This window comes from Geoanaerobacter pelophilus (genome assembly GCF_018476885.1).
GTDB lineage: Bacteria > Desulfobacterota > Desulfuromonadia > Geobacterales > DSM-12255 > Geoanaerobacter > Geoanaerobacter pelophilus.
Window position 1 is genome coordinate 119,002 of sequence record NZ_JAHCVJ010000008.1, and the last position, 19,925, is coordinate 138,926.

15 protein-coding genes are annotated in these 19,925 nt (G+C 53.8%); 12 read left to right on the forward strand and 3 right to left on the reverse strand.

Annotation, left to right across the window (positions count from 1 at the left end):
* Nucleotides 1-187: 187 nt before the first annotated feature.
* From KI809_RS17320 to KI809_RS17330, 3 genes are read left to right on the forward strand one after another with little or no spacing between them, the layout of a single operon-like run.
* A complete protein-coding gene (locus tag KI809_RS17320) occupies nt 188-988 on the forward strand; it encodes a c(7)-type cytochrome triheme domain-containing protein (RefSeq protein WP_214172849.1) in 801 nt (266 codons plus the stop codon).
* Nucleotides 964-1,731, forward strand: a complete 768-nt coding sequence (locus KI809_RS17325) for a c(7)-type cytochrome triheme domain-containing protein (RefSeq protein ID WP_214172850.1) — start codon at nt 964-966, stop codon at nt 1,729-1,731. Before KI809_RS17320 ends, KI809_RS17325 begins: the two co-directional genes overlap by 25 nt.
* 2 nt (nt 1,732-1,733) lie before the next feature.
* The gene (locus KI809_RS17330; protein WP_214172851.1) at nt 1,734-2,033 is read left to right on the forward strand and encodes a hypothetical protein; all 300 of its coding nucleotides are present in this window, start codon (nt 1,734-1,736) and stop codon (nt 2,031-2,033) included.
* A 59-nt stretch (nt 2,034-2,092) separates the two neighbouring features.
* On the opposite strand, the gene clpB is transcribed toward KI809_RS17330, so the two are convergent.
* Nucleotides 2,093-4,690 (reverse strand): ATP-dependent chaperone ClpB, encoded by a 2,598-nt coding sequence (gene clpB, locus KI809_RS17335; protein ID WP_214172852.1) that lies wholly within the window; start codon nt 4,688-4,690, stop codon nt 2,093-2,095.
* A gap of 288 nt (nt 4,691-4,978) precedes the next feature.
* On the opposite strand from clpB, the gene KI809_RS17340 reads away from it, so the two are divergent.
* A complete protein-coding gene (locus KI809_RS17340; RefSeq protein WP_214172853.1) occupies nt 4,979-5,221 on the forward strand; it encodes a hypothetical protein in 243 nt (80 codons plus the stop codon).
* A gap of 56 nt (nt 5,222-5,277) precedes the next feature.
* On the opposite strand, the gene KI809_RS17345 is transcribed toward KI809_RS17340, so the two are convergent.
* A complete protein-coding gene (locus tag KI809_RS17345) occupies nt 5,278-5,502 on the reverse strand; it encodes an ATP-binding protein (RefSeq protein WP_214172854.1) in 225 nt (74 codons plus the stop codon).
* 212 nt (nt 5,503-5,714) lie between these two features.
* On the reverse strand, nt 5,715-6,788 hold the full coding sequence (locus tag KI809_RS17350) for a branched-chain amino acid aminotransferase (protein WP_214172855.1): 1,074 nt from the start codon (nt 6,786-6,788) through the stop codon (nt 5,715-5,717).
* Between the two features lie 210 nt (nt 6,789-6,998).
* Here KI809_RS17350 and KI809_RS17355 point away from each other — a divergent pair, with 210 nt between their 5' ends.
* From KI809_RS17355 to ftsY, 8 genes are all read left to right on the forward strand, one after another.
* Nucleotides 6,999-7,700, forward strand: a complete 702-nt coding sequence (locus KI809_RS17355; RefSeq protein ID WP_246559489.1) for a response regulator transcription factor — start codon at nt 6,999-7,001, stop codon at nt 7,698-7,700.
* Between the two features lies 1 nt (nt 7,701).
* Complete coding sequence (locus KI809_RS17360) at nt 7,702-9,930, forward strand: PAS domain-containing sensor histidine kinase (protein ID WP_214172857.1); 2,229 nt, start codon at nt 7,702-7,704, stop codon at nt 9,928-9,930.
* Nucleotides 9,931-10,118: 188 nt separating this feature from the next.
* Nucleotides 10,119-11,771 (forward strand): methyl-accepting chemotaxis protein, encoded by a 1,653-nt coding sequence (locus KI809_RS17365; protein WP_214172858.1) that lies wholly within the window; start codon nt 10,119-10,121, stop codon nt 11,769-11,771.
* Between the two features lie 92 nt (nt 11,772-11,863).
* A complete protein-coding gene (locus tag KI809_RS17370) occupies nt 11,864-13,759 on the forward strand; it encodes a sensor histidine kinase (RefSeq protein ID WP_214172859.1) in 1,896 nt (631 codons plus the stop codon).
* Between the two features lie 56 nt (nt 13,760-13,815).
* Nucleotides 13,816-17,346 carry a chromosome segregation protein SMC gene (smc, locus tag KI809_RS17375; protein ID WP_214172860.1) on the forward strand — a complete coding sequence of 1,177 codons (3,531 nt, stop codon included), beginning with the start codon at nt 13,816-13,818 and terminating at the stop codon, nt 17,344-17,346.
* A 103-nt stretch (nt 17,347-17,449) separates the two neighbouring features.
* The gene (locus tag KI809_RS17380; RefSeq protein ID WP_214172861.1) at nt 17,450-18,295 is read left to right on the forward strand and encodes a response regulator; all 846 of its coding nucleotides are present in this window, start codon (nt 17,450-17,452) and stop codon (nt 18,293-18,295) included.
* 149 nt (nt 18,296-18,444) lie between these two features.
* Nucleotides 18,445-18,804: a roadblock/LC7 domain-containing protein gene (locus KI809_RS17385; RefSeq protein WP_214172862.1), complete on the forward strand. Its 360-nt coding sequence runs from the start codon at nt 18,445-18,447 to the stop codon at nt 18,802-18,804.
* Nucleotide 18,805: 1 nt separating this feature from the next.
* The gene (gene ftsY, locus KI809_RS17390; protein ID WP_214172863.1) at nt 18,806-19,894 is read left to right on the forward strand and encodes a signal recognition particle-docking protein FtsY; all 1,089 of its coding nucleotides are present in this window, start codon (nt 18,806-18,808) and stop codon (nt 19,892-19,894) included.
* Nucleotides 19,895-19,925: the final 31 nt, after the last annotated feature.

A 19,925-nucleotide genomic window follows, 5' to 3' on the forward strand; every position in this document is an offset into this window, starting at 1 on the left:
AGTCCTATCTAAGTTAAATGGGTTGCGTCTTATTATCGCAAACTCTTCGGAAAATCAAGGACAAGACAGAACTGTTTGCTGATAAGACTGCGTTGTTAAAAAACTTTTATTTGCCATTGACACTGTATCAGTGAGTGGCTTACTATGTTTGTCCGCCGTAATTAGCAATACTTTGATGGGGGTGTATATGAAACGGTTTCTGCTGGCAGTCATCTGTCTCCTTTGCCTGGTAGGACTGGCCTTTGCTCAGTCCGGAACAAAGAAAAAGAAGCCCAAGCCTTTTGATTACGGCAAAGTGGTAATAAACAACTTTTCCTCAAAGGTTGGTCTTGCCCCTGTTGAGTTTGATCACTGGTCGCATCGGGCACGGTTTACCTGCCGCCTGTGCCATGTTGACATCGGATTTGCCATGAAGGGGGGAGATACCCAGATCAAGGCTGCCGACAACATGCGCGGCTATTTCTGTGGCGTCTGCCACAACGACAAGATGATCGTCGAGGACAGAAAGGTCTTTTCTGCATGTGCCAAGGAATTTTCGCGTGGCGACTTGAAGCGCTGCGAACGGTGTCATGTGGCGAACCCGAACTCTAAAAAAGAGGCAGAATTCTACAAGCTTGCTGATCGACTCCCCAAAGAGCGCGGCGGCAATGGCATTAACTGGGAGCTGGCAGAAGAGAAAGGGCAGATCAAGCTCATCGACTATATTGAAGGGGTGTCGGTCAAGCGTTTGCAGTTGCCGGGGCAGAAAGATTTTTCCATTGGCTCAAAAATGGAAGGGATGCCTGATATCATCTTCTCCCACAAAAAACATACTGTCTGGAACGGGTGCGAGGTATGCCATCCGGAGATATTTGTCGGTGTGAAGAAGGGCGCAACCAAATACACCATGATAGAGCTTTTCGAAGGGAAATACTGCGGAGTCTGCCATGATACGGTAGCCTTCCCGCAAACCGATTGCCAGAGATGCCACACAAAGCCACTACAATAATCCGCTGGTTGATCGCCATCGGGCTGCTGGTGGTAGTTCCGGTTGCTGCCTGGGCCTATTTTGACCTCCCACCGCTGCCTCCACCCGAGGAGTATGGCAACCTGCTCATAAGCCGGGGGACCAAGGCAAAAGGGGTTAAACCGGTGTTCTTTTCGCACTGGAGCCACCGTACGCTCTATACCTGCAGGGTTTGTCATACTGAACTTGAGTTCAATATGGAGGTCAATTCGACGGAAATAACTGAGGATGCGAGCAGAAAAGGACGGTTTTGCGGTGCCTGCCATAACGGCAAGACCGCTTTTGGCCACCTCAAGAACTGTGAGCGTTGCCATACCGGGGAGATCAACTCGAATAGCGACAAGTTCTCAATCTTTTCCCGGTTCGACTTCCCTCGTACCGACTATGGTAACAGGATCGATTGGGTTGAGGCCATGAAGGTGCGTCTCATCTTCCCGAATCGCTATCTCAAGACCAAATCTCAGGATATCCAGTTTGACAAGAAGTTGAGTCTTGATGCTGAGTGGAACATGATCCCGCCGTCCATATTTCCGCATAGGGCCCACACAGCTTGGCTTGACTGCAACAACTGTCACCCTGAGATTTTCAATATCAAGAGAAAAGGCACCAAGTTCACCATGGCAAAAATCCTCAAGGGCGAATACTGCGGGGTTTGTCACGTTAACGTGGCTTTCCCGATGGATGATTGCAAACGGTGTCATCCCGGCATCAGAAAGGGCGTTTAAGAATGTACAGAATCTTTATAAAGCTTACGCTTTGTGCAGTACTGACCTTGGCTTTGGCCGGCGCAGGGATGTGTGCCGGTGATGACTGGAAAAAAGAGTTTGAAGATATCTGTAACAAAACCGAGAATTCGATGGCACTGCCAACCGAAGAGCTGAAGTCTCTTGTGGCAAGATGCGACAAGCTCAAGCCAGTAATTGATGCCCAGGACGAGAGCACTAAAAAGGTTTTTCGCAAGCGTCTGCAGCTCTGTCGCGACCTATATGACTTTGTTCTCAAGTCGAGGGAGCAGGAGAAAAAATAATTACTTAGTGTGTCACTAATGTCTTTTTGGGGAGGGGCGCAACTGCGCCCCTTTTCGTTTTATAGTTTCTTTGCCAGCACCAATCCTTGCCCCTGCATATCAATATCTACTTTGACTGTATCTCCTTCCTGGAATTTCCCATCCAGAATCATGAGTGCCAGCGGGTCCTGGATCCGTCGCTGGATGGTCCGCTTCAATGGGCGTGCGCCAAAGGCCGGGTCATAGCCATCGTGCGCGACAAACTCGCGGGCCTTATCGGTTACCACCATTTTCAGGTTACGTTCAGCCAGTCTTTCTTCCAGGCCCTGCAGTTGTATACCGACAATCTGTTTGATCCTTTCCAATGGCAGGGCATGGTAAATGACTATTTCGTCGATCCGATTAAGGAACTCAGGCTTGAAGTGCTCCTTGAGGGTCTCCATGACCATTGTTCGCATCTTGGTATACTCTTCAGTCCCGTATTGCTGTATCCACTGGGAGCCGAGGTTGCTGGTCATGATGATTACCGTGTTGCGGAAATCGATTGTTCTGCCCTGGCCATCGGTCAGCCTGCCATCATCCAGCAGTTGCAACAGGACGTTGAATACCTCCGGGTGGGCCTTTTCAATCTCGTCAAACAGAATTATCGAATAGGGACGACGCTTGACAGCTTCTGTCAGCTGGCCTCCCTCCTCGTAGCCGACATAGCCGGGAGGGGCGCCGATAAGCCGGGCAACAGTGTGCTTCTCCTGATATTCGCTCATGTCGATACGGACGATGGCCTGGTCATCGTCGAACAGGAACGATGCCAGGGCGCGGGCCGTTTCGGTTTTGCCGACACCTGTCGGCCCGAGGAAAATAAAGGAGCCGATCGGCCGGTTTGGGTCTGACAATCCGGCTCGTGCCCTACGTACCGCATTCGACACCAGAATCAGCGCTTCGTCCTGGCCGACCACCCGGCTTTTCAATCGTTCTTCCATTTTTACCAGCTTTTCTGCTTCAGATTCCATCATCCTGTTGACCGGAATGCCGGTCCATTTGGCAACTATCTCGGCCACCAGATTGCCATCAACCTCTTCCGGCAGCATTTTCCCTTCTTTTTGCCTCTGGGTCATCTCATCATTTCGCTCTGAGATCTCTTTCTCTATGGCAGGGATCTCCCCATAACGAAGCTCCGCTGTCCGGGCAAGGTTGCCTTCCCGTTCGCATTTTTTGGATTCTTCCCGCTTCTCTTCGAGTTGCTTTTTGAGTTCACTGATCCTGGCATGCAGGTCTTTTTCCTGCTTCCAGTGTGACTTGAGCCCAGCGGACTGTGCTTTTAGCTCTTCCAGCTCATCGGCGAGCTTTCTGAGCCGCTCCTGGGCGTGCTGATCCTGTTCACGGAGCAACGCCTGCTTCTCGATTTCCAGCTGGATAATCCGTCGCTCGACCTCGTCAATCTCCTGCGGCATTGAGTCTATTTCGATCCTGAGTCTTGATGCCGCCTCGTCAATCAGGTCAATGGCCTTGTCAGGGAGAAACCGGTCGGTAATGTAGCGATCAGACAGAGTTGCCGCAGCAATTATCGCACTGTCCTTGATCCTGATCCCGTGGAAGTTCTCATATTTTTCCTTGAGCCCTCGCAGGATGGCTATGGTGTCTTCAACGCTTGGCTCGCCGGTGTATATCTGTTGGAAGCGGCGCTCCAGAGCGGCATCCTTCTCGATATACTTTCGATACTCATTGAGAGTAGTTGCTCCGATGCAGTGCAGTTCACCGCGCGCCAAAGCCGGTTTAAGCATGTTCGAGGCATCCATGGCCCCTTCTGCGGCTCCTGCGCCGACAAGGGTATGGAGTTCGTCAATGAACAGGATGATCATCCCGTCTGACTTCTCCACCTCCTTGATCACTGCCTTCAGCCGGTCTTCGAATTCCCCGCGGTATTTGGCACCGGCAATTAGCGAACCCATGTCAAGAGCCAGCAACCGCTTGTCTTTGAGCGCCTCCGGTACATCGCCGGCAACGATCCGTTGCGCAAGGCCTTCGACGATTGCTGTCTTGCCGACCCCAGGTTCGCCGATAAGGACCGGGTTGTTCTTGGTTCTTCTGGACAGTACCTGGATCACGCGTCTGACTTCGTCATCCCTGCCTATTACGGGGTCGAGTTTCCCTTTGCGCGCAAGGTCAGTCAGGTCTCGTGCATACTTGGCAAGCGCTTGGTAGGTTTCTTCCGGGTTCTGATTGGTAACCGGCTGGTCACCGCGCAGCTCTTGCAGGGCGGACAGGATCGCTTCCCTTGTCACCCCGCTTTCGATGAGCTGTCTTCCCGGGTTGCTGGATTTGTCAGCGACGATAGCCAAAAGGAGGTGTTCGGTCGAGACAAAGCTGTCCTTCATCTTGTCTGCCTCAGCCTGTGCCGCATTCAGGATTCGATTCAGTCCTGATGAGAGATGCACCTGGACCGTATCGCCACTGGCTTTTGGCAGCTTCTTAACCGCCTCGTCAGCCTTGTTCCTTAATGATGAGGCAGTCAACCCCACTTTTTGCAGGAGCGCAGGAACCAACCCACCCTCCTGATCCATGAGGGCCAGAAAAAGATGCTCCGGCTCTATCGCTCCGTTGCCGTTTGAAGCTGCTTTTTCATGAGCAGCTGAAAGGGCCTCCTGGGTTTTTATGGTCATCTTTTCCGGTCTGATCATGGTTTAACTCCTTTCCTCATGACTGAAACATAATAGCGGACAGTCCGGGTGTCAAGGCTTGCCCGGTTGCCTCTGTCCAACTTTGGCACACTGGCTGCGGATATAGCAAAAGGCCTTTGAATTGAATTAGTTTCAACCGGAGGCCGGAATTGCTGTTCAATATCCGAACAGTGGCCGAAGCGGCTAAGAGAAATATAGTTAATAAATTTGAGGTGTTATGCAAAATTGTATGTGGCATGATTTTCGGAAATGTCTCCGTATGTACTGACAGTAAAACGGAGGCATCCCATGAAAAAGCTTGCGATATGTATATTAGGGTGTGTGGTCTTGACAGGGTGCAGCGAACTTCAGGTGATCGGTAAGGCAACGCTCAGGGAGTTTGCCGCAGATACAATTAGCGTTGAAACCGAACGATATAAGGCACGACCGGCTAAAAAGCACAACGATTCGCAGACTCTTGTGGCAAAGGCATCGATGCTTGATGGGAAACTTGCTAAAGCTGAGCGTAAGGAGCTTTGGCGGAATAACTAAGATTTAACAGGATATCGCTTTTTTACGGCTGCAGCGAGTTATCGTTGCAGCCGTTTTTATTGTGGCGCGGCCTTTGGGGGATACTCGGCCATTGCTCCGATTGGGCACTCGGTAATGCACCGTCCGCATAATGAGCACCGCTCGGGAAACTTTACCCAGGCCACCTTGCGGCTGCCGATAGTGTCAAGGGTGATCAGCCTGGAACTGCAGGCGCTAACGCACCTGCCGCAACCGGTGCATCGCGATGTATCAACAATTATGGAGCGTTTGCCATCTTTCATTTTTGGCTGCTGAATTTCAGTTCCATCTGGACCCAGGGGGACCTGAGATCTTTAGGGAGAGGCGAGTAGCTTGGGCAGGATGCAATCAGCGCATGGCACGGTTGCTTGCAGCGCTTGCGGCATGATACGCAGAGTGGATTTAATTCAGCCGGTGGACTCTTCATTGTTTGGATAGTGGTCACGAGGGGGCCATGAGGCCCCCTCAAGCAAGTTCAGCCAAGTTTTTGGATCCAGCCGAAAGGATCAGCAATCTTTCCGTACTGGATGCCAGTGAGTGTGTCATACAACCTCTGGGTGAGGCTGCCAACTCCGCCGTTACCAACGTCAACGGACTCATTCTTATAGCACAAAGATCCGACAGGGGTAATGACTGCGGCGGTGCCGCTGCCGAAAGCCTCTTTTATCTTTCCGGAACGGATATCTGCCATCAGCTCGTTTACGTCGATCGGCCGCTCCTCTACCGAAAATCCAAGCTTGTCGGACAATTTAAGGACCGAGTCGCGGGTGATGCCGTTAAGTATCGATCCTGCCAGCGGCGCGGTAACCACTTTATCGGCGTAGGCGAAGAACATGTTCATTGCGCCGACCTCTTCAATATAGCGTTTGTTTACGCCATCGAGCCAGAGTACCTGGTCATATCCCTTTTTCTTGGCTTCGAGCCCTGCTTTCAGCGAACTGGCATAGTTGCCACCGGTTTTGGCTTCGCCGGTACCACCAGGCACGGCGCGGACATAGCTATCTTCCACCATGATTTTTATCGGATTAAACCCGGATGCGTAGTACGCACCAACTGGCGAGAGAATGACGTAGAAGTAGTAATGGTCGGACGGCTTGACCCCGAGCACCGGCTCCACTGCCATCATGGTTGGCCTGATGTAGAGTGACGTGCCTTCTGCGCTTGGTATCCAGTCCCGCTCCAGGCTTACCAGCTGCTTGACCCCTTCAAGGAAAAGCTCTTCCGGGACTTCAGGCATACAGAGACGGTCCGCCGAAATATTAAATCTGCGGGCGTTCATTTCCGGCCTGAAGAGGGCTATAGAGCCATCCTGCCATTTGTAAGCCTTCAGACCTTCGAAGATCTCCTGTGCGTAATGAAAGACCAGTGCTGCGGGGTCAAGCGAGAACGGACCATATGGTTGGACCCGGGCATCCACCCAGCCCTGATTGACTTTCCATTCAGCAATAAACATCCGGTCAGTAAAGATCTTGCCGAAACCGAGCTTAGACTCATCGGTGAATTTGCTCTTTTTGCTCTCCTCGGGAAGCGGGAGTACCTTGATATCCATGGCTGTATCCTCCGTTGGTAGTTTATAACCGTTTATCATACCGTCAGTTTTGCAGCAAGGGTTTTTGCAGCAGAGACACTGGCCATTATATTTTAATGTGAGAAACTGTCAGTATTTTCTGCTTATAATAATCGCATAATGCAATATAATCCCGTATACATTAACCTGTTAGTGCACGACGCTATTTACGGAAAATTAATTACTGTGAAAATGCCAAAAGCATCACCATTACGCCAGCTCAATATTATTGTTGTCGAAGATGATCCTGAGCTGAAGGACATCCTGGTTTCCGGGTTGCGCTTTTTCGGCCATGCTGTCCGTGGCGCCGCAAGCGGAAGAGAGCTGGATGCTGAACTGGCCATTGCCTCCCCGGATATCGTGATTCTGGACCTGGGATTACCGGACGAGGACGGCATCAAGATCTCAACTCGTTTGCGTAGCGCATGCAACTGCGGAATTGTAATTATAACGGCCAGAGGCAAACTGGACGAACGCGTTAAGGGTCTTGACTCTGGCGCTGATCTCTATTATGTCAAACCGGTTGATATCCGTGAGCTTGACGCGGCACTGCGCAGCCTTGCCAGGCGTATATTCAGGGCAGATCGAGCTCTTTGGCGCTTTGAACCCCTGATCTCCAAACTTACAACGCCTCGGGGAATAGAGGTGCTGCTGACTGCCCACGAGTGCATTCTGATGCGGCAGCTGCTTGCCACGCCGGGTGAGAATGTGCCGCGCCGGGAGATTTTTGAGGCTCTCAGACAGCCCGATGACCTTTATGCCGACAAGCGTCTCGAAACCATGATCAGCCGCTTGCGGGCAAAGCTGCGCACCGTTGACCCCGAATCGGCACTGCCGGTGCGCGCCCGGCACAATCTCGGTTACGCATTCCTTGCCGAAGTCGAGACGGTTTGAAATGAGCCCTCATCGCCGAAAAACCGACTCAGATGTCATGTTCAGGGACATTCTCGCACTGATGGACTTCATGCCGGTTGGCATACGGTGGGTGAATCGGCAGGGGGCCTGCGAGTATCTCAACAAGACATTTGTCGAAATGTTCGGTTATTCCCTGGAGGAAATCAGGTCAATCGATGACTGGTTTACCAAGGCATATCCGGACCCCGGTTACCGGCAAGAAATAACCTCGTGGTATTCGGAAAAAATCCCCCGGTTGGTCCGCGGCACAACCCCATCTCCATTCAAGGCAAAAGTTACCTGCAAGGACGGTGCGGTCAAACACGTCATCGTCAGTGCTCACATCGCTTTGGGCCGGATAATCGGCATCTACACCGATATTACCGAACATGCAAAGGCAGCAGAGCTGCAGCTGGAAATAGAAAAGATGTTCCGGCTGACATTTGAAGGGGCTGTTGATGCCATCTTCTGGGTCAATGCCGAGTCAGGCATCCTGGTCAATTGCAACCGTGCGGCTGAGGAGATGCTGGAAGCACCCCGCAATGAGATCATTGGTCAACATTTTACCTCCCTGCATCCTCTCGATAGTACGGAACAGGTGGCCTCTCTGTTTGCGCAGGCAACAAGCTTAACTGAACCACAGGGGGATATGGAAGCTGAGGTGGTCAGCCGGAGCGGCAAGGTAATTCCGGTGCTGATCAGAAGCTCACTGACGAAAATTGGTGATACCAATGTCGTGCAAGGGGTTTTTATTGATATTTCTGAGCGGAAGCGTGCTGAACGGGCGTTGATCGATACCTGCAACCTCATGCAAAAAACCCTGTCAAGCCTCAACGAGACGGTGTTCATTGTCGAAACCGGCACCAGGAAGATCCTTGATTGCAATATTACGGTTGAGAAAATGTTTGGCTACCCCCGGGCAGAGGTGATCGGCAAGTATACCCCAATGCTCCACATTTCTGAGGAGATGTCGCGTATCTTCGGTGAAGAGATGCAGAAGGGGTATCGGGAAAAGGGGTACTTCGAAACCGAATTCAGCATGAGGCGCAAAGACGGCACCACCTTCTTTTCCGAGCATTGCGTCACGCCGATCCGCGACGAAACCGGTGCTTATGTAAGCCATGTCTGCGTGGTACGTGATATTTCCAGGCGGAAGCAGTCAGAGGAAGCCCTGCGCAAGAGCGAAGCACGTTATCGGGCGATGATAGACGCCTTTGACGGTTTAATCTATATCTGTTCCCAGGAACGCCGGATTGAGTTTATGAACCGGCAGATGATTGAACGAATAGGGCATGATGCCACCGGAGAGCTTTGTTACCAGGCCCTTCACAATTTCGAGGCGGTCTGTCCCTGGTGTGTCAACGAGCGGGTTTTCAATGGCGAAAATGTCCAATGGGAGATCCAGAGTTCCAAGGATGGCCGTTGGTATCACATCTCAAACGTGCCGATTCGCAATGCCGATGGGATCATGTCAAAGCAGGTGATGATCACCGACATAACAGCCAGTAAGCAGGCGGAACAGGACCGGGTAGCCCTGGAAGCCCAGAGAATGATGAACGAAGAGCAGCGGCAGTTCCTTGGCCTGGTGTCTCACGAGATCCGCACTCCGCTGGCCGTAATAGACGGCGCTGCGCAGTTGATACTTCTCAGTGCTCCCCCCGATTCTCCCTGCTCTTCACAGGCGGAGCGAATTCGGGGCGGCGCTGCGCGGCTGAGCAACCTTATCGACAGCTGCCTCACCGACGAACGGCTTGCCTCCGGTGGCTGGTCTCCGGATATGTGCCTGCACGACATCGGCCTGATTGTCAAAAATGCTGCTAACCATGCCCAGGCTGCTACCCGTATCCATCAGATAAATGTCTCTCTTGCCGAACTCCCTGACCAGTTTACCTGTGACGCCATGCTGACCAAGGTCATGATCGATAACTTGCTCGACAATGCCGTAAAATACTCGCCCAAAGGTGGAGAAATAAGACTCCGAGCTTATGGGCTGGGCAATGACGGCATTTGCATCGAGGTTTCCGACGAGGGGATTGGCATCCCTCCTGACCAGCTCGAACGGATATTCAAAAGATTTTACCGCACGTGGCAGGTTTCAGGCGTTGTCGGCGCCGGACTTGGGCTGCACCTCGTCAGGAAGATCGCTGAAATCCACGGTGGCACGGCTACCTGTACCAGCATCCTCGGCACCGGCTCCTCCTTTTCCGTTTTTCTTAATCCTCCGATGTAATTCAATCTCTGCCATTTCCCCCAGCAAATCAATCACCTCATACATCTTTGCAGTTACCTCGTAAGGTGTGGTCAGGACATGTAAGAAAATGTAATTAGTTATATTTAATTACAGTGATACCCTTGGTCTGACAGGCCTGACTAGAGAGTTATGTGGAGACCTGATCCTTAACCTGTTGGGGGATTTGCATGTTTTCAAATGTTCGTATTGCTACTCGTCTAATGATTCTTATTGCGGTTTTCTCCTTGGCACTGGTTGCGGTTGGCGCAGCCGGCTTGTCCAGTCTGAAACGAGCGAATCATGATCTAAAGGTTTCCGATGAAGGGCAGGCGCATATTGCGATGCTGTCTGATATGGACAAGCAGTTTCTCCAGATTCGCCTTAATCTTGTGTACATGCTGGCACTTACTGACCCAGGGAAATTGAAGGAAAAAGCCGATGATATGGCAAGACGGGCCGAAAATATCAGGGGGATAATAGCAAGACTTTCCCGGTCCGGTCTGGAACCCAAGGAGCAAGAGTTACTCAAACAATTCACTGAGGGGTTCGAGGCCTATTATGTAAACGGTCTCAAGCTTGCTGAAATGGCCCAGAGTGCGGCACTGAGCGGCAAAGCAGAAGAAAGGGCCGCTGCAACCGGTTATGCGACCAATTCTGTTGCCCCGCTTTACATAAAGCCGGGAGAAACAGTAGCGACAATAGTTGCCTTTAACCTGAAAGAGGCCGAAGACGCTTATAAAGAGAGCCTTGCCGAATACCACAACACATTTGCCTTTATGCTCATCTTGATGCTGGCGGCAATTGTCTGCGGGGTAATCTTGGGAATAGTTATTTCGCGCTCCTGCACCAGACCGTTATCTCGGATGCTGGAGATGCTCCGCGACATAGCTGATGGTGAAGGGGACCTTACCAAACGGTTAGAAGTATCAGGTAAGAATGAGCTGACCGATGTGGCTGTGGCCTTCAATTCCTTTGTCGACAAGCTTCACAGGATAATCTACAAGGTTGCGCATAACTCGACTCAGGTGGCTTCCGCAGCAGTGCAGCTCTCGGCAACTTCTCAACAGATGGCAAACGGCTCGGAAGAGATGGCATGCCAGACAGTCACTGTTGCCACTGCCGGAGAACAGATGGCGGCCACTTCAGGGGACATTGCCCGCAACTGCCTGATGGCTGCCAAAGGATCGCAGCAGGCAAATACCGTGGCAATGAACGGTGCCGAGGTGGTTGAACAGTCTATAGAGATCATGTCCCATATTGCCGAACGGGTTATGCGCACCGCCAAGACAATTGAAAATCTCGGTAGCCGTTCGGACCAGATCGGGGAGATTGTCGGGACAATCCAGGATATTGCTGATCAGACCAACCTGCTGGCACTTAATGCCGCAATCGAGGCAGCCCGCGCAGGAGAACAGGGGCGCGGTTTTGCTGTTGTTGCCGATGAAGTCCGAGCTCTTGCCGAGCGGACTACCAAGGCAACTCGCGAAATCGGCGATATGATCCGCGCCATCCAGAAAGAGACCAAGGACGCGGTTGGCGAGATGGAAGAGGGCGTGCATCAGGTGGAGCGAGGGACCACCGAGGCAGCCAGGTCCAGCGAGGCGCTGCAGGAGATCCTCGGTCAGATCAATAGCGTGACGACGCAGGTAAATCAGATAGCCACTGCTGCCGAGGAACAGACCGCAACCACCAAAGATATCAACAGTAACATTCAGCATATTACCGTGGGGGTGGGCGAGACGGCAAAAGGGGCGCAGGAGTCAGCCCAGGCAGCAGAGCAACTGTCAAGATTGTCGGAAGAGTTGAACACGTTGGTGTCGCAGTTCAAGCTTGCTGCCTGACAAGCGCATGTCTCTTTGCAGGACTGCGTATTTCAACGGACTAGTATAGGGTGGTGGTTAAGAGATTGAGACCGGTAAGCCTGAAGACAAAAATGGTGCTGTATATCCTGGTGTTCTTTGCGCTGATGTCGCCGGGAATTGTCTACCTGTCACTCAATCACTACCGAGGGGCTGTCGAGCAGAGCGTTGAAGAGCAACAGTTCATGCTGGTGAGTCGAATTGCCGAAGAACTGGACCAGAAGATGATCTTCTCGCAGGATGCCCTGATCAGCGCGGCCCGGCGGGTAACGGCCAAGATCGTATCGGATCCTGCCAGGAGTGAAGATTTCCTGGACAACAACCTTGCCCTGCTCTCCATTTTTGACAACGGGGTCTTTCTGTTCGGCCCGGACGGCAGGATGATCGCCGAGACAACCCAGAGACCGAGCCGGACCGGCATGGACTTTTCATACCGGGAATACATGATTCGGACTGTGGCTACCAGAAAAAGTGTCATTTCACCCCCATTTGTCTCTTCAATGTCCCACCATCACCCGGCAATCATGTTTACTGTGCCGATTTTCGGCGATAACGGCCGGCTAATTGCGGTCTTTGCCGGCAGCATTGATCTGATGAAACCAAATTTTCTCGGATCCCTGGCCCAGGCCAAAATCGGCAAAGATGGCTATTTTCATCTTACTACCAAAGACCGGATCGTGATCATGCACCCGGTCAAAAACAGCATCATGACGGCCTTCCCCCCTGGTCGCGAATGGCTCTATGACAAGGCCGTGCAGGGTTTCGAAGGTAGCGGCGAGTCGATAGACACCTCGGGCATGCACATGATAAGCGCCTTCAGGAAGCTCAAGACCGTCGATTGGATTCTGGCGGCCAATTATCCGGAACGCGAGGCGCTGGCTCCGATTCGCCGGGCAAATTACCTTGCCTGGTCACTGGTGCTGCTCGGCGGGGTCATGATCGGTGGCGTGCTGTGGCTGATAATGAAGCAGCTCATCGCGCCGCTGATCTCCTTTACCGATCAGATTCGAACGATTCATAGCGAAGATCACCACGACCGGCAGGTTGAAGTTTCGACCAACGACGAGATTCGGGAGTTAGCTACAGTGTTCAACAGCCTGATGTCAGGTCTGGACGAGAAAGAGCGCCGGCTCCGGGAGATCAACGAACTACTGGAAATACGGGTCGCCGAACGGACTGCGCAACTGGAAGCAACCAACAGGATGCTTCAGGTGGAAATCAGGAACCGGGCCGAAGCCCAGGAAGAGATTATCTGTCTCAACGAAGATCTGAATCGCCGGGCGCTCTCGCTGGAAACCATCAATAAGGAGCTTGAGAGCTTCAGCTATTCAGTCTCCCATGATCTGCGAGCCCCGGTTCGCCACATTAAGAGCTTTATCAATATCTTGATGGAGGATCATGCCGACAAGCTCGACACTGAGGCAGAACTCCTTCTCCGGAGAATCTCGGATGCCGGGGGGAAACTGGAGATCCTGATCAATGAGATCCTCAACCTGTCCAAGGTGTCGCGGGCCGAAATCAACCATCTCCCGGTCAACTTGTCTGCCCTGGCAACGGATATTGCCGAACTGCTCAAAGAGACCGAACCGGTACGGAATGTCAGTTTCGAAATTGAAGATGATGTGGTGGTGACCGGTGACCCAGCGCTGATGCATATGGTGATGCAGAACCTGATGGAAAATGCCTGGAAATACAGTGCAAAAAACGATAAGTCAGTAATCCGAATTGGCACCGCGGTACGTGACAATGAAAAGACCTGTTTTGTCAAAGACAATGGCATCGGCTTCGACATGGCATACGCGGAAAAGATGTTTGGCGTATTCCAGCGGTTGCATGATGCCAGTGAGTTTGAAGGAACCGGCATCGGCCTGGCAACGGTGCAACGGATCATCCATCGTCACGGCGGCAGGGTGTGGGCCGAAGCCGCCGAAGGCAAAGGGGCCACCTTCTTTTTTACCGTCGGCGAGTAAGCGGCTGTATCAGGCAAGTTGCATCTCGTCTTACCCTCTGCTAATATCCCCCCTTCATGAAAATCAGACGCATCGAGATAATCGGCTTCAAGTCGTTCGTAGACCGCACGGTTCTTGAGTTCCCGGACGGGGTTACGGCAGTGGTCGGTCCCAACGGCTGCGGCAAGTCCAACGTGGTGGATGCCATTCGCTGGGTAATGGGGGAACAGTCCGCCAAGAACCTGCGCGGCCGGGCCATGGAGGACATTATCTTTGCCGGGAGCGAAAACCGCCGCTCGCTCGGCATGGCCGAGGTATCGCTGGTGTTCTCCACCGAGGACGGCCGGGTTCCGGCCAAGTACCTCGATTACAGTGAGATTCAGGTAACCAGGCGCCTTTACCGCGACGGCGACAGTGAATATTTCCTCAACAAAACTCCCTGCCGGCTGCTTGATATCAATGAACTGTTCATGGATACCGGCGTCGGCGCCCGGGCTTATTCCATCATCGAACAGGGTCGGATCGGCATGATCCTGATGGCAAAGCCCGAAGAGCGGCGCTTCCTGATCGAGGAGGCTGCCGGGGTCACCAAGTTCAAGTCCCGCAAACAGGTTGCCCTGAAAAAGATCGAAAGTACCCGGCAGAACCTGCTCCGGATCGGCGACGTGGTTGCCGAGATCAAGCGCCAGCTCGGCTCCCTGCAGCGGCAGGCCAAGAAGGCGGAGCGTTTCAAGATGCTGCGCGACGAACTGCGCAGCATTGAAGTGTCTTTTGCCGTCCGCAGTCACCGTGAGCTCGGTGAAGTGGTCGCCCGGCTGGAAGGGGAGCGCACCCGAGCCTCCGACAATCTGTCGTCACTTTCCGGGCAGCTCTCCGGTGCCGAGGCCTCGCTGGAGCAACAGCGGTTAAAGATCGTGGAAGAAGAACGTGCCCTGGCAGCGGCCCAGGAGGAGATCTTCCGGATCAAATCTGATGCCCAGGGGTGTGTCAGTCGCCTTGATTTCCAGCGGAAGGAGCTGGAAAACGGGGAGCGCAGCAAGGTCAAGTCCATCGAGGAGCTGGCTGCGCTGAGCGCCCGCCAGACCGAGGCCATAGCTGAAGCCAAAGCATTGGAAGAGCAGTACGGAGCGCTCTTGGTCGAGGAAAAAGGGGAAGAGGAACAGCTCTCCTCCCGCTCTGCGGCGCTTGAACTGCTTGTGGCGGAAGAAGGTGCCCTTGTCCGGCGGCAGGAAACCGGTCGCCAGGAACTGATCGCCATACTGAATCGACTTTCCCAACTCAACAATCGCTTCGGAGAGGCGGATCGCCGTCTGGCAAGGCTTGCCGAGCGGATAGAACGAAGCACCCGTGAAGGTGGGGAGCTCAACAGCCGCCTTGGCTCAGCTGCCGCTCGGGTGGCCGAGCTGCGCATCACCTGCACTGCTGCGGCAGAGCAGAAAAGGGCTCTGGCCAAGACCGTCGAAGACTTTGTCGTTCTGAGCGGTGACCTGGGGAGCAGGCTCCGGTCAGTGGAAGAGTCGCTGCAAGCGGTACGGGAGGAACTCAGCTCTGCCCGGTCGCGCCTGGCATCGCTCAATGAACTTGAGGCCCAGTTTGCCGGCTACGGTCAGGGTGTTCGGACCATCATGAAGGCAGAGCCATTCACAGGGCGCTTTCACGGCCTGGTTGCCGACCTGGTCGAGACCGATCCCGAGTATGAGGCCGCTGTAGAGGCGCTGCTCGGGGAGCGTCTGCAGTATGTCGTCTGCAGGGACGAAGCTGATGCCCTGGCTGCTGTCAGCCATCTGGCCGGTCAATCCGGCGGCAAATGCAGTTTCATCACCCCTGGTTGGGGTGACGCCACGGCTGATAATCCTCCGGAGTCGGCAATCCCGATTCTCGGCCTGGTACGGATTACTGTCGAGCAGCAAGCGCTGATCGAGCCGCTCCTGGCCAATTCCTATCTCGCTGCTGATCTTGCCTCGGCTCTTGCTCTTAGCCGGCGTTACCCGCGGTTCTCGTTTGTCACCAGGACCGGCGAGCTTGCCGCACAGGGGGGCATTGTCACCGGCGGGGTTACAGAGGGTGGTGGTGAGGGGCTGATCCACACCAAACGGGAGATCAGGGAGCTGACCGTCAAGGTTGCCGAACTTGGGGAACAGGTTGCTGCTCTTGAAACAGACCGGGGCAACCTGAAAGACGAGCTGCTGACTGCCGAGGATTCGCTACGCAAGACCAGGCAGGAGCTGCACCAGTCTGAAGTCAGGTTTGTAGCCCTGGAAAAGGACCTGCTGCGCGGCGAGGAAGATGTGCAGCGGATCGAGGAGCGGATCGAGGTCAAAGGGGTAGAGGACGAACAGTTGGCAGAGGAGAAGCTGGGGCTGGAAAAGGAGCGGGCAGATGCCGACTCCGGCCGCCGTGAGCTGGAGAGCGACAAGACCCGGCTTGAGGCCGAATCAGCGACCCTGCAGAGCGACCTGGCCGCTAGGCGCAAAGAGATCGAGGTGCTGCGCGAAGGGGTGACCGGCATCAAGGTGCTGGTTGCCACCCTGCAGGAAAAGCGCGAGGCGAACCGGCGTTCGGTAAAGCGGGTTGAAGCCCTGCTGGCCGATATCGCCGTGAGGATGGCAACCGTTCATGACGACCAGGAAAAGGGTGTTGAGGATCAGGAGCGTCTCAGACTCGAAATAGCAGAGGGCGAAGCGGCGCTCAAGCTGCTGCTGGAGCAGCAGGCAGCGGCAGAAGCTGCACATGCCGGGCTGCGCGACCGGTTCGAATCCCAATCCGCACTTCTCCAGGAGAAGGAAGCCGCGTTAAAAACCCTTCGCGAACAGCTTGGCGGTGAGCGGGATTCCGCTTCGGAGCGGCAACTCAAGATAGCGGAGCTATCCATGCAGCTCCGGCACCTGGAGTCTTCGATGCAAGAGCGGTATCGGATTGATCTCACCGCACTGCCGCCGGTTGATCTTGAAGCTGAATTCGACGAACCGGCGATGCGCGCCCGCCAAGGGGAGCTGCAGCGCCAGGTGGATGAGATCGGCGAGGTAAACCTGATGGCGATCGACGAGTACCGCGAGCTTGACGAGCGGCACACCTTTCTCTCCGAACAGAAGGCGGATCTGGAAGATTCGCTGCAGGAGTTACAGAAGGCGATCCAGCGCATCAATCGGACCACCCGTAAACGGTTTCTGGAGACCTTCCAGTTGGTGAATGAAAAATTCCGCGAGGTATTTCCACGGCTGTTCTGCGGTGGTCAGGCCGAGCTGCGGCTGACCAACGAGGAGGACCTGCTTGAGACCGGTATTGAGATCATTGTCCAGCCGCCGGGCAAAAAACTGCAGAATGTCTCGCTCCTTTCCGGCGGAGAAAAGGCGCTCACCGCAGTGGCGCTGATCTTCTCCATCTTTCTGGTCAAGCCGTCGCCATTTTGCCTGCTCGATGAGGTGGACGCACCGCTTGACGATGTCAACATCGGCCGCTTCAACGAAATGATCCGGGAAATGACCGCCTTCTCCCAGTTCATCCTCATCACCCATTCCAAGACCACCATGGCTGTTGCCGACACCCTCTACGGCGTTACCATGGAAGAACCCGGTGTTTCCAAGGTCGTTTCGGTCAGGTTGCAGTAAGCTCTCTCAGGCATTAATACCTATATATCAATTGATCCGGTGACTATTTGCCGGGAGATGTTATACTCTGCCTACGTTCCATGAACATGGCCGGGGAGGCTGTATGCAATCGCGTAAAAAGATTGGCGAAATCCTTGTCGAGAAAGGGATCTTAACCCCTAAAACCGTTGATCGGATGTTGATCGTTGCCAAGCGGCACAATAAGAGGTTAGGGACGCTGCTGGAGGAGATGGAGATTGCCACTGCTGAAGAGGTGGCGGAAGTGCTGGCTGTGCAGCACGGGGCCAAGGTTGTCAACAACCTGATGAAATATTCGTTTCCTAAAGATCTCCTGAAGATTATTTCCCCTGAGAATGCCCTGCAATATATCATTTTCCCGCTCAAACTCGAACAAAATCGTCTTTTTTTGGCAATGGCCGACCCGACTGACATGAAGATTGTCACCAATATGGCAATCAATTCGGATCTCACCATCGTTCCTTTTGTGGCAACCCGGCGCGATATTCTGGCAGCGATCTGCAAGCACTATTACGGCCGCGAGATGGAAGAGCCGAAGGATCGGACGATCCTGGTTGTAGATGACGATGACTCGGTTGTCAAAATGCTGTCTATGCTGCTCAACAAGCACGGGTTTAATACTATTTCCGCCTCAGACGGCATGGAAGGTTTTAAGGAGGCAATTTCCAAGAATCCGCATGTAATCATTACCGATAAGGTGCTGCCCAAGATCGATGGTTACGCCTTGCTCGCCTCTCTAAAAAAACTGCCGGAGACCAGATCGATCCCGGTCCTTCTCATTTCTGGGCAGAAATCGGAGCAGGAAGAAGCCATCGCCTTCGATAAGGGGTTCTTCGATTATATTCCCAAGCCATTCGGCGAAATAACGATAATAGCGAGGGTTAAGAGGGCGCTGCTCTTTTACGATCGCAAGTACGAGCTCATGGTATAAACGATACCTGATGCCGAATCTCTCCTCATGTTTGTCTATTGTGGGATACCGGATGTGGTACTCATCGATTATTTTCCCCAACACTTGCCACACAACATGAAACGTGCAAAAATGTCGAACTTGTTATCTCTGCTGTGCAGGAGGCGCATGTGCCTTTCAAGAGGATACTGACAGAGCTGGTCGATGCCGTTCCCGGCGCCACCGGCGCCATCCTGGTTGATTGGGAAGGTGAGGCGGTGGAGCAGTTCTGCCATTTCGACGAGTTCGAGATGAAGGTGATCGGTGCCCATAAAGGGATTATCCTGACTCGCCTGCGCGAACTCCATGACGGTCTGCAACTTGGCGAATTGGAAGATTTTATGATCACTGCCGGCAATCAAAAGCACCTGGTGGCACCGGTGGGCCCGGAATACTTCCTGGTTATGACCATGGAGCGTTCAGCGCTGTCCGGGCTGGCGCAACGCATGGCAAGGTTGGCGGTGGATCAGCTTAAGAAGGAGATCTGTTGAGATGGCCGAAGAAAATCAGGGGTTTTTCAAGGGATTGTGGGGCAAACTGACTGGTGCTGAAGCTGCGCCGGACGTTGCCGTTGAAGAACCCCATAAAAGTATGCCTCAAGCCGAAGGGGAGCCTGTCCAGGCGCACGAGCTGCCTGTTTCTCAAGTGGCTGCGGAGCCGCAGGCAAAGCCGAGCCTTTTTCAGCGGCTGAAACAGGGGCTGGCCCGGACCCATGAGGGGCTGGTGGCACGGATCGATACCCTGCTGCTCGGCAAGAAGCAGATCGACGCCGACACCCTGGAAGAGCTTGAGGAGATTCTGATCACCGCCGATATCGGCGTCCAGACAACTGTGGAGCTGATCCGCACCTTGGAGGCCAAGCTTGGTCGGAACGAGCTGCAGGATGGCGCCGCCTTGAAAAAGGCTCTGCAGGAGGAGATCGGGGCCAGGTTACAGCGGTACTCCGCTCCTCTTGATGTGACAGTGGCCAAGCCTTTCGTGATCATGGTGATCGGGGTCAATGGTGTTGGCAAGACCACTACCATCGGCAAACTGGCCAACAGGTATGTTGCCGAGGGGAAGAAGGTGCTGTTGGCAGCAGGGGACACTTTCCGGGCTGCGGCTGCCGAGCAGCTTGAGGAGTGGGGAAAGCGGGCAGGGGTTGATGTTATTCGCCATCAGGCCGGTGCCGATCCGTCGGCGGTGGTATTTGACGGCTGTAAGGCAGCAGTTGCCCGCGGTTGCGAGGTTCTTATCGTTGATACTGCCGGCCGGCTCCATACCAAGGTCAACCTGATGGAAGAGATGAAGAAGATCAGGCGGGTCATGGGGCGCGAAATAAGCGGTGCGCCCCATGAAACGCTGTTGGTGCTTGATGCTGCGACCGGGCAAAATGCCATGTCGCAGGCGCGGCTCTTCAAGGAGGCCGCAGAAGTGTCCGGCGTTGTCCTGACAAAGCTGGACGGGACTGCCAAAGGCGGGATCGTTGTGGCGGTCAGCAACGAGTTTCAGCTGCCGGTGCGATTTATCGGCATTGGCGAGCAAGCGGAGGACCTTCGTCCGTTTGAGCCGTCGCAGTTTGTGGCAGCACTCTTTGATTAACGGGTAACTATTAGAATCCCCTTGACTTTTG